Here is an 8006-nt window from a genome sequence, read left to right on the forward strand (position 1 = left end):
TGGGTCGCGCGGAAGCTGGGGACGGTGGGGATGTAGCTGGCGGCGCTCGTAGGCTCGTAGGCTGGTGCTGACCGCGCGCAACGCGCGCCGGAAGCCCAGCGCTTCGCGGCGCTCGCGCATCGCTGGGCTTCGCGCTTCGCGGCTCAGCACCAGCCTACGAGCGCCGCAACGCCGGGGTGCGGCCGGCGCCGCTCACTTCACCCGCTGCTTCTCCAGCTTGCGGGCCAGGGTGCGGCGGTGCATGCCGAGGCGGCGGGCGGTTTCGGAGATGTTGAAGCCGGTCTCGGCCAGGGTCTCGTGGATGCGCTCCCACTCCAGCGTCTTGATCGAGGTCTGGCGCTCGCTCAGCTCCACCTCCGTGTCACCCTCGGCGCGCGCGAACGCGGCCTCGATGTCATCGGTATTGGCGGGCTTGGCGAGGTAGTGGCGGGCGCCCAGCTTGATCGCCTCGACGGCCGTGGCGATGCTGGCGTAGCCTGTCAGCACCACGATGATCATGCCGGGGTCGTGCTCGTGCAGCATCTGCACGCAGGCCAGACCCGAGGCGCCGCCGGCGAGCTTCAGGTCCACCACCGCGTAGCCGGGCTCGCGCTCGGCGACGATCGCCCGCGCCTGCTCGATGTCGGCCGCGCGCAGCACGGCGTAGCCGCGGCGCTCGAAGGAGCGCTGCAGCGTGCGCGCGAAGGCGTCGTCGTCCTCCACCACCAGCAGCTCGCGTTCAGCCTCCATCGGCGCCCTTTCCTTCCGGCGTGAGGGCCGCCAGCGGCAGCGTGATCGTCACCTCGGCGCCCCCGGGCACATTGTGCGCCGCGATGCGTCCCCCCAGGGTGCGCGCGACATTGAACGCCAGGAACAGGCCCAGCCCGCGCCCCGGCGTGCCCTTGCTGGACTGGTAGGGCGTGCCCAGGCGCTCCAGCATCCCGGGCGGAAAGCCCGGGCCGCGGTCCTGCACGCGCAGCGTCAGCGTGTCGTCGTCCCACTGCGCCAGGAACTTCAGCGGCGCGCCCGGCGCCGCCTCCAGCGCGTTGTCCAGGACGTTGCCGATCATCTGCTGCAGCGCCGTGTCGGAGATGATGGGCAGGTCCATGCCTTCGCAGGCGAAGTCCAGCTCCGCGTTGCGCGTGCGCCTCCAGTCGGCCACCAGCGCGTCGAGGAAGGCACACAAGGTGGTCTCCTGCGGCGCCTCGCCGCGCGTCTCGCCGGCCGAGGTGAGGATGCCGGACACGATCTGCTTGCAGCGCGCCACCTGGCGCTGCATCTCCTCGATGTCCTCGCGCAGCTCCGGCTCGGCGGCGAAGGGCGCCATGCGGGCCCAGTCGCCGAGGATCACCGAGATCGTCGCCAGCGGCGTGCCCAGCTCGTGCGCCGCCCCGGAAGCGAGCAGGCCCATGCGCACGATGTGCTCCTCCTCCGCGGCGCGCTGGCGCAGGTCGGCCAGCGTGGCGTCGCGCTGGCGCAGGTTGCGCGAGATGCGGCCGATGAAGATCACCAGCAGCGCGGCGTCGAGGACGAAGCACACCAGCAGGCCGCCGGCGTAGTCGCGCGAGAGCGACGCCACGCCGACGTCCGGCAGCGCCAGCGGCCAGGCCCAGAAAGTGAGCGCCACGAACGCCAGCGTGGCCGCCACCACCAGGGCCCACACGTAGCGGGGGCGCAGCAGCACCGAGCCCAGCGCCACCTGCAGCAGGTAGACGAAGACGAAGGGGTTGCTCACGCCGCCCGAGTAGTACAGCTGCCCGGTGAGCACGGCGACGTCGATCAGCAGGCCGGCGAACAGCTCGCCGTTGGCGACCGGCCAGGACAGGCGGGCGCGCAGCCGGCAGGCGCCGTTGAACACGGCGAGGAAGGCCAGCAGCGCCAGCATCTCGCGCAGCGGCAGCTCCACGTCGAGCAGCCCGTAGGCGATCAGGATCGTGAGCAGCTGGCCGGCCACGGCCAGCCAGCGCAGTTCCACCAGCTGCAGCAGGTTGCGGCGGTCGGCCAGCCGCTCGGGATCAGGGGCGCGGGTCAGCAAGGCGGCGGGCTCCCGAAGTGCGCCGCTGGCGCCGCGCGTCCAGCAGCAGGTAGGCCATCGCCCCGGCCATCAGCGCCGCCAGTGCGAACCAGGTGAGCGCGTAGACGAGGTGGTCGTTGCGGAAGCGGACCACCGTCAGGCCCGCGCGCGGCCAGGCCGCGGGCGCGCCGGGCTGCGCCTGCGCATCGAGGAAATACGGCGCCACCGGCTCCGCGAGCCCCTGCGCCGCGGCGATGGCCGCGACGTCGCGCGAGTACCAGCGGCCGGCCGCCGGATCGTTGTGGCGCAGGAAGCCGCCGCCGGGCTCGCTGGTGCGCAGCAGGCCGCTGACCGACTGCTGCGGCGCCCCGTGCGGCACCTGGCCGCGCAGGTCCGGCGGCACGAAGCCGCGGTTGACCAGCAGCCACCAGCCGCCCTCGGTCTGCAGCGGCGTGAGCACCCAGTAGCCGGCACCGAGATCGGTGGTGGCGCTTGCCAGCACCTCGCGCCCGTAGTCGAAGCGCCCCTGCACGGCGATGCGGCGGTACTGGTCTTCGGGCTTCAGCACGCCCCAGTCGGCCGGCCCGGGCGCGGGCGTGGGCGCGGCCTGCAACTGCCGCTCCACCTGCGCGATCAGCGCCTCCTTCCAGCCCAGGCGCTGCAACTGCCAGGCCCCGAGCGCGACGAAGCCCGCGCACGCCAGCGCCGCGGCGGCGAGCAGCACCGCCAGCAGCGCGAACGAACGCGGGCCGCGCGCGGGAGCTTCCATCCCGGACGCCTAGGACATCCCCATGTTGCGGATCATCTGCGGGTCCACCGGCATCATGTTGGTGTTCATGTTGTACATGACCCAGATCGAGCCGGCCAGCATGATCACGACCACGATCACCGTGAACAGCAGGGCCAGGAAGGACCAGCCGCCCTCGACCTTGGTGTTCATGTGCAGGAAATACACCATGTGCACGATCACCTGCACGGCGGCGAAGCCGAGGATGATGGGCACGGTGGCGCTGGTGGGCAGCACCTTGGCCATCACCAGCCAGAACGGGATCGCCGTGAGGATCACCGACAGCACGAAGCCGGTGAGGTAGCCCTTGACGGTGGCGTGGTAGCCGATGTCCTCGTGGGCGTCGTGGTGCTCGTGGTGCGGCGCGCTCATCGGGGCAGCACTCCCATCAGGTAGACGAAGGTGAAGACGCCGATCCAGACGACGTCGAGGAAGTGCCAGAACATCGACAGGCACACCAGCCGGCGCTTGTTCTCGCGCGTCAGGCCCAGCTTGCGCACCTGCAGCATCAGCGTGACCAGCCACACGGTGCCGAAGGCCACGTGCAGGCCGTGCGTGCCCACCAGCGTGAAGAACGCGGACAGGAAGGCGCTGCGCTGCGGGCCGGCGCCTTCGTGGACCAGGTGGGCGAACTCGTACAGCTCGATCGACAGGAAGCCCAGGCCCAGCAGGCCGGTGACCGCCAGCCAGGACAGCAAGGCCTTCCTGCGCCCGTGCTGCATCGAGATCATCGCGAAGCCGTAGGTGATCGAGGACAGCAGCAGCAGGCCGGTGTTCACGGCCACCAGCGGCAGCTCGAACAGGTCGGCGCCCGAGGGGCCGGCGGCATAGCTGCGGCCGAGGACGGCGTAGGTGGCGAACAGGACGGCGAAGATGAGGCAGTCGCTCATCAGGTAGAGCCAGAACCCGAACAGGGTGCCCTGCTGCGGGTGGTGCTCGCCGTCGTCGTAGAACACCGGGGCGGCCCCGGTGGCGTTCAGCGTGGTGGTGGAAGACATCGTGCGAAGCTCGGAATCAGGCGGCGGCCAGGGCCTGGGTGCGCGCATCCTCGCTGCGCGTCACGTCCTCGGCCGGGATGTGGAAGTCGCGGTCGTAGTTGAAGGTGTGGACGATGGCGGCCACCACCATCGCGGCGAAGCTCAGCGCCGCCAGCAGCCACATGTGCCACACCAGCGTGAAGCCCCAGGCCGTGGCCAGCATCGCGATCACGAAGCCGGCGCCGGTGTTCTTCGGCATGTGGATCGGCTTGAACCCGGTGGTCGGCCGCTGCGCGCCGCGGCGCTTCATGTCGTGCCAGGCGTCGGTGTCGTGCACCACCGGCGTGAAGGCGAAGTTGTAGTCCGGCGGCGGCGAGGCGGTGGACCACTCCAGCGTGCGGCCGTCCCACACGTCGCCGGTGGTGTCGCGCAGCTGCTCGCGGCGCAGGTAGCTCACCACCAGCTGGATGATGAAGGCGGCGATGCCGATCGCGACCAGCGCGGCGCCCACCGCGGCAACCTGGAACCAGATTTGCAGCGAGGGATCGTCGAAGTGGCTCATGCGGCGCGTCACGCCCATCAGGCCCAGCACGTACAGCGGCGTGAAGGCGACCCAGAAGCCCACCAGCCAGAACCAGAACGAGACCCGGCCCCAGAAATCATCGAGCTTGTAGCCGAAGGCCTTGGGGAACCAGTAGTTGATGCCGGCGAAGATGCCGAACACCACGCCGCCGATGATCACGTTGTGGAAGTGCGCCACCAGGAACAGCGAGTTGTGCAGCACGAAGTCGGCCGCCGGCACGGCCAGCATCACGCCCGTCATGCCGCCGATCACGAAGGTGAGCATGAAGCCCACGGTCCACAGCATCGGCACCTCGAAGCGGATGCGGCCGCGGTACATGGTGAACAGCCAGTTGAAGATCTTCGCCCCGGTCGGGATCGAGATGATCATCGTGGTGATGCCGAAGAACGAGTTCACGCTCGGCCCCGAGCCCATGGTGAAGAAGTGGTGCAGCCACACCAGGTAGGACAGGATGGCGATCACGCAGGTGGCGTAGACCATCGAGGCATAGCCGAACAGGCGCTTGCCGCTGAAGGTGGAGACCACCTCGGAGAAGATGCCGAAGATCGGCAGGATCAGGATGTAGACCTCGGGGTGGCCCCAGATCCAGATCAGGTTCACGTACAGCATCGGGTTGCCCCCGAGGTCGCTGGTGAAGAAGTTGGTGCCGAGGTAGCGGTCGGCCGTCAGCAGCGCCAGCGTGGCCGCCAGGATCGGGAAGGTCGCCACGATCAGCACGTTGGTGCACAGCGACGTCCACGTGAACACCGGCATCTTCATCAGCTTCATGCCGGGCGCGCGCATCTTCAGGATGGTGGCGATCAGGTTGATGCCCGAGAGCGTGGTGCCGACGCCGGCCACCTGCAGCGACCACAGGTAGTAGTCCACGCCCGGGTCGGGGCTCTGGAGCAGGCCCGAGAGCGGCGGATACGCCAGCCAGCCGGTGCGCGCGAACTCGCCCACGAACAGCGAGATCATCACCAGGATGGCGCCGCCGGTCGTCATCCAGAAGCTGAAGTTGTTCAGGAAGGGGAAGGCCACGTCGCGCGCGCCGATCTGCAGCGGCACCACGTAGTTCATGAAGCCGGTGACCAGCGGCATCGCCACGAAGAAGATCATGATCACGCCGTGGGCCGTGAAGATCTGGTCGTAGTGCTCCGGCGGCAGGAAGCCGTGGTTGCCGCCGAAGGCCATGGCCTGGTGCAGCCGCATCATGATCGCGTCGGCGAAGCCGCGCAGCAGCATCACGATGCCCAGCACCATGTACATGATGCCGATCTTCTTGTGGTCGATGCTGCAGATCCAGTCGCGCCACAGGGTGCCCCACAGGCGCATCTTCGTCAGCAGCGCGAGCACGAACAGGCCGCCGAGCGCAACGCCGGCGAAGGTGGCCACGAGGATGGGCTCGTGGGTCGGGATGGCCTCCCAGCTCAGGCGGCCGAAGATCAGTTCACTCAAGCTCATTTGGTTCTTACTGCGCGGCGAGCGGTTGGGGCAGGCCCAGGGGGTTGTCGGGGGTGCAGAGGGCGGCGGTGACGACCGTGCGGCCGGTGGCTTGCGACTGGCGGATGCCGCGCACGTTGCCCTTGCCCATGCCGCCGGCGGCGTCGATGGCCATCATCTCGTGCATGCACATCTGCTCGCCGTCGGCGCAGCGATTGAGCACGGCCTCGTACAGGCCCTCTTCCACCTTGCCGTAGCGGCGCACCGGCTCGCGCTCGCTCGGTTGCTCCAGCTTCAGGTAGGCGGCGCGGGTGAGCGCTTCGCCGCCGCGGTTGGTCTCCACCCAGTCGTCGAATTCGCCCTCGGTCAGGCCGAGGAAGGTGAAGCGCATGCCGGAGAAGCCCGCGCCGCTGTAGTTGGCGGAAATGCCGGGATAGGCGCCGCGGTGGTTGATCACCGCGTTCAGCTTGGTCTGCATGCCGGGCATCGCGTAGACCATGCCGGCGAGATCGGGGATGTAGAAGGCGTTCATCACGGTGGAGGCCGTGATGCGGAACTCGATCGGCCGGTCCACCGGCGCGGCCAGTTCGTTGATGGTGGCGATGCCCTGCTCGGGGTAGATGAACAGCCACTTCCAGTCCAGGGCGACCACGTTCACAACCAGGGGCTTGGTGCCCGCCGGCACGGGCCGCTGGGCGTCGATGCGGTCCAGGGGCCGGTACGGATCGAGCTTGTGGGTGCTGATCCAGGTGATCGCGCCCAGGGCGATGATGATCAACAGCGGCGCGCCCCAGATCACCAGCTCCAGGCGGGTGGAGTGGTCCCAGTCCGGCGCATAGTCGGCGGCCTGGTTGGACTGCCGGTACTTCCAGGCGAAGAACACGATCAGCGCCATCACCGGCACGATGATCAGCAGCATCAGCAGGGTGGAGATGACGATCAGGTCGGCCTGCTGCATGGCGATGTCGCCATGCGGGTTCATGACCGTCAGCTTGCAGCCCGCGAGGGGAAGGGCAGCGGCCGCCAGGGCCGCCAGGCGGGTCGCCCGGGGGAATTTGTCGTTTTTGAGCATCTGGAGGACAGAACGCTGGGGTAAACGCCGATTGCGTTCCGGCCGCGAATCTACGCTCATTGATGCAGATCAAACATTGGACATTTTGTCCCAGCCCCCGCAGTTCCCATGACCCTGGCCGCCAGCGCTTCCCCCAGCCCCTTCCCCCCTCCCGCCTCCGGTGCCCACGGCGCCAATCCCGCCAACTCCCCCGAAGAAGCCCGCGTCGCGCCGGGCGACATTGCAGTGGGCGTGGCGATCGGCCGGGCCTCGGAATACTTCGACTTCTTCGTCTACGGCATCGCCTCGGTGCTGGCCTTTCCGGCGGTGTTCTTCCCCTTCGCCTCGCCGCTGGAAGGCACGCTGTGGGCCTTCGCCCTGCTGGCCCTGGCCTTCGTGGTGCGCCCCATCGGCACGGTCGCCGGCATGGCGCTGCAGCGGCGCTTCGGCCGCGGCATCAAGCTCACGGCGGCCCTGCTGCTGCTCGGAAGTTCCACCGTCGGCATCGCCCTGCTGCCGCCGCACGCCTCGGCCGGCGCGCTGGCCATCGCGCTGCTGGTGCTGTGCCGCATCGGCCAGGGCCTCGCGCTGGGCGGCTCCTGGGACGGCCTGCCCTCGCTGCTGGCGCTCAACGCGCCGGAGCACCGGCGCGGCTGGTACGCGATGCTGGGGCAACTGGGCGCGCCGGTCGGCTTCCTGGTGGCCGGCGGCGTGTTCGCGTTCCTGTGGGCGAATCTCTCCTCGGCGGACTTCCTGGCCTGGGGCTGGCGCTACCCCTTCTTCGCCGCCTTCGCGATCAACGTGGTGGCCCTGTTCGCGCGGCTGCGCCTGGTGGTGACGCACGAATACGAGCGGGAGCTGGACGCCCACGAACTGGAGCCCTGCGGCGTGCGGGAATTGTTCGCGCGCCAGGGCCACAACGTGGTGATCGGCGCCTTCGCAGCGCTGGCCTCGTACGCGCTGTTCCACCTGGTCACGGTCTTCCCGCTGTCCTGGGTGGTGCTCCACTCGCAGCAGGAGACCGGCCGCGTGCTGGCGATGGAACTCACGGGCGCCGCGCTCGCCGCGCTGGCGATGCCCCTGTCCGGCCTGATCGCCGACCGCATCGGCCGCCGCCGCACCCTGGGCATGCTGGCCGGCGCCATCGCGCTCTTCAGCCTGGCCACCCCCTGGCTGCTGGATGGCGGTGCCGC

General features: G+C 69.4%; 8 protein-coding genes. 1 reads left to right on the forward strand and 7 read right to left on the reverse strand.

Translation table 11 applies throughout. The annotated features are described in order from the left end of the window. Positions 1–192 precede the first annotated feature (192 nt). Genes VFM98_RS02370 through cyoA form a run of 7 tightly spaced genes read right to left on the reverse strand, consistent with a single transcriptional unit; the run spans position 193 to position 6834 of the window. On the reverse strand, positions 193–729 hold the full coding sequence (locus tag VFM98_RS02370; RefSeq protein WP_325108286.1) for a response regulator transcription factor: 537 nt from the start codon (positions 727–729) through the stop codon (positions 193–195). Next, a complete protein-coding gene (locus VFM98_RS02375) occupies positions 719–2014 on the reverse strand; it encodes an ATP-binding protein (protein WP_325108287.1) in 1296 nt (431 codons plus the stop codon). Before VFM98_RS02375 ends, VFM98_RS02370 begins: the two co-directional genes overlap by 11 nt. Then, on the reverse strand, positions 1995–2762 hold the full coding sequence (locus VFM98_RS02380; RefSeq protein ID WP_325108288.1) for an SURF1 family protein: 768 nt from the start codon (positions 2760–2762) through the stop codon (positions 1995–1997). The genes VFM98_RS02375 and VFM98_RS02380 overlap by 20 nt, the downstream gene beginning before the upstream one ends. A gap of 9 nt (positions 2763–2771) precedes the next feature. Beyond that, positions 2772–3152, reverse strand: a complete 381-nt coding sequence (gene cyoD, locus VFM98_RS02385; RefSeq protein ID WP_325108289.1) for a cytochrome o ubiquinol oxidase subunit IV — start codon at positions 3150–3152, stop codon at positions 2772–2774. Then, complete coding sequence (gene cyoC, locus VFM98_RS02390; protein ID WP_325108290.1) at positions 3149–3778, reverse strand: cytochrome o ubiquinol oxidase subunit III; 630 nt, start codon at positions 3776–3778, stop codon at positions 3149–3151. Before cyoC ends, cyoD begins: the two co-directional genes overlap by 4 nt. Before the next feature lie 16 nt (positions 3779–3794). After that, the gene (gene cyoB, locus VFM98_RS02395; protein WP_325108292.1) at positions 3795–5783 is read right to left on the reverse strand and encodes a cytochrome o ubiquinol oxidase subunit I; all 1989 of its coding nucleotides are present in this window, start codon (positions 5781–5783) and stop codon (positions 3795–3797) included. 7 nt (positions 5784–5790) lie between these two features. Next, positions 5791–6834: a ubiquinol oxidase subunit II gene (gene cyoA, locus VFM98_RS02400; protein WP_325108293.1), complete on the reverse strand. Its 1044-nt coding sequence runs from the start codon at positions 6832–6834 to the stop codon at positions 5791–5793. A gap of 108 nt (positions 6835–6942) precedes the next feature. Here cyoA and VFM98_RS02405 point away from each other — a divergent pair. Further along, a partial coding sequence (locus tag VFM98_RS02405) for an MFS transporter (RefSeq protein ID WP_325108294.1) occupies positions 6943–8006 on the forward strand: 1064 nt, incomplete at its 3' end.

Source organism: Ramlibacter sp. (assembly GCF_035706265.1).
Taxonomy (GTDB): Bacteria; Pseudomonadota; Gammaproteobacteria; order Burkholderiales; family Burkholderiaceae_C; genus Ramlibacter.

Bases quoted from the DNA above. Each gene is read 5' to 3' on its own strand.
- cyoB (WP_325108292.1), bottom strand. From the start codon at position 5,783: ATGAGCTTGAGTGAACTGATCTTCGGCCGCCTGAGCTGGGAGGCCATC.
- VFM98_RS02380 (WP_325108288.1), bottom strand. From the start codon at position 2,762: ATGGAAGCTCCCGCGCGCGGCCCGCGTTCGTTCGCGCTGCTGGCGGTG.
- cyoD (WP_325108289.1), bottom strand. From the start codon at position 3,152: ATGAGCGCGCCGCACCACGAGCACCACGACGCCCACGAGGACATCGGC.
- cyoA (WP_325108293.1), bottom strand. From the start codon at position 6,834: ATGCTCAAAAACGACAAATTCCCCCGGGCGACCCGCCTGGCGGCCCTG.
- VFM98_RS02370 (WP_325108286.1), bottom strand. From the start codon at position 729: ATGGAGGCTGAACGCGAGCTGCTGGTGGTGGAGGACGACGACGCCTTC.
- cyoC (WP_325108290.1), bottom strand. From the start codon at position 3,778: ATGTCTTCCACCACCACGCTGAACGCCACCGGGGCCGCCCCGGTGTTC.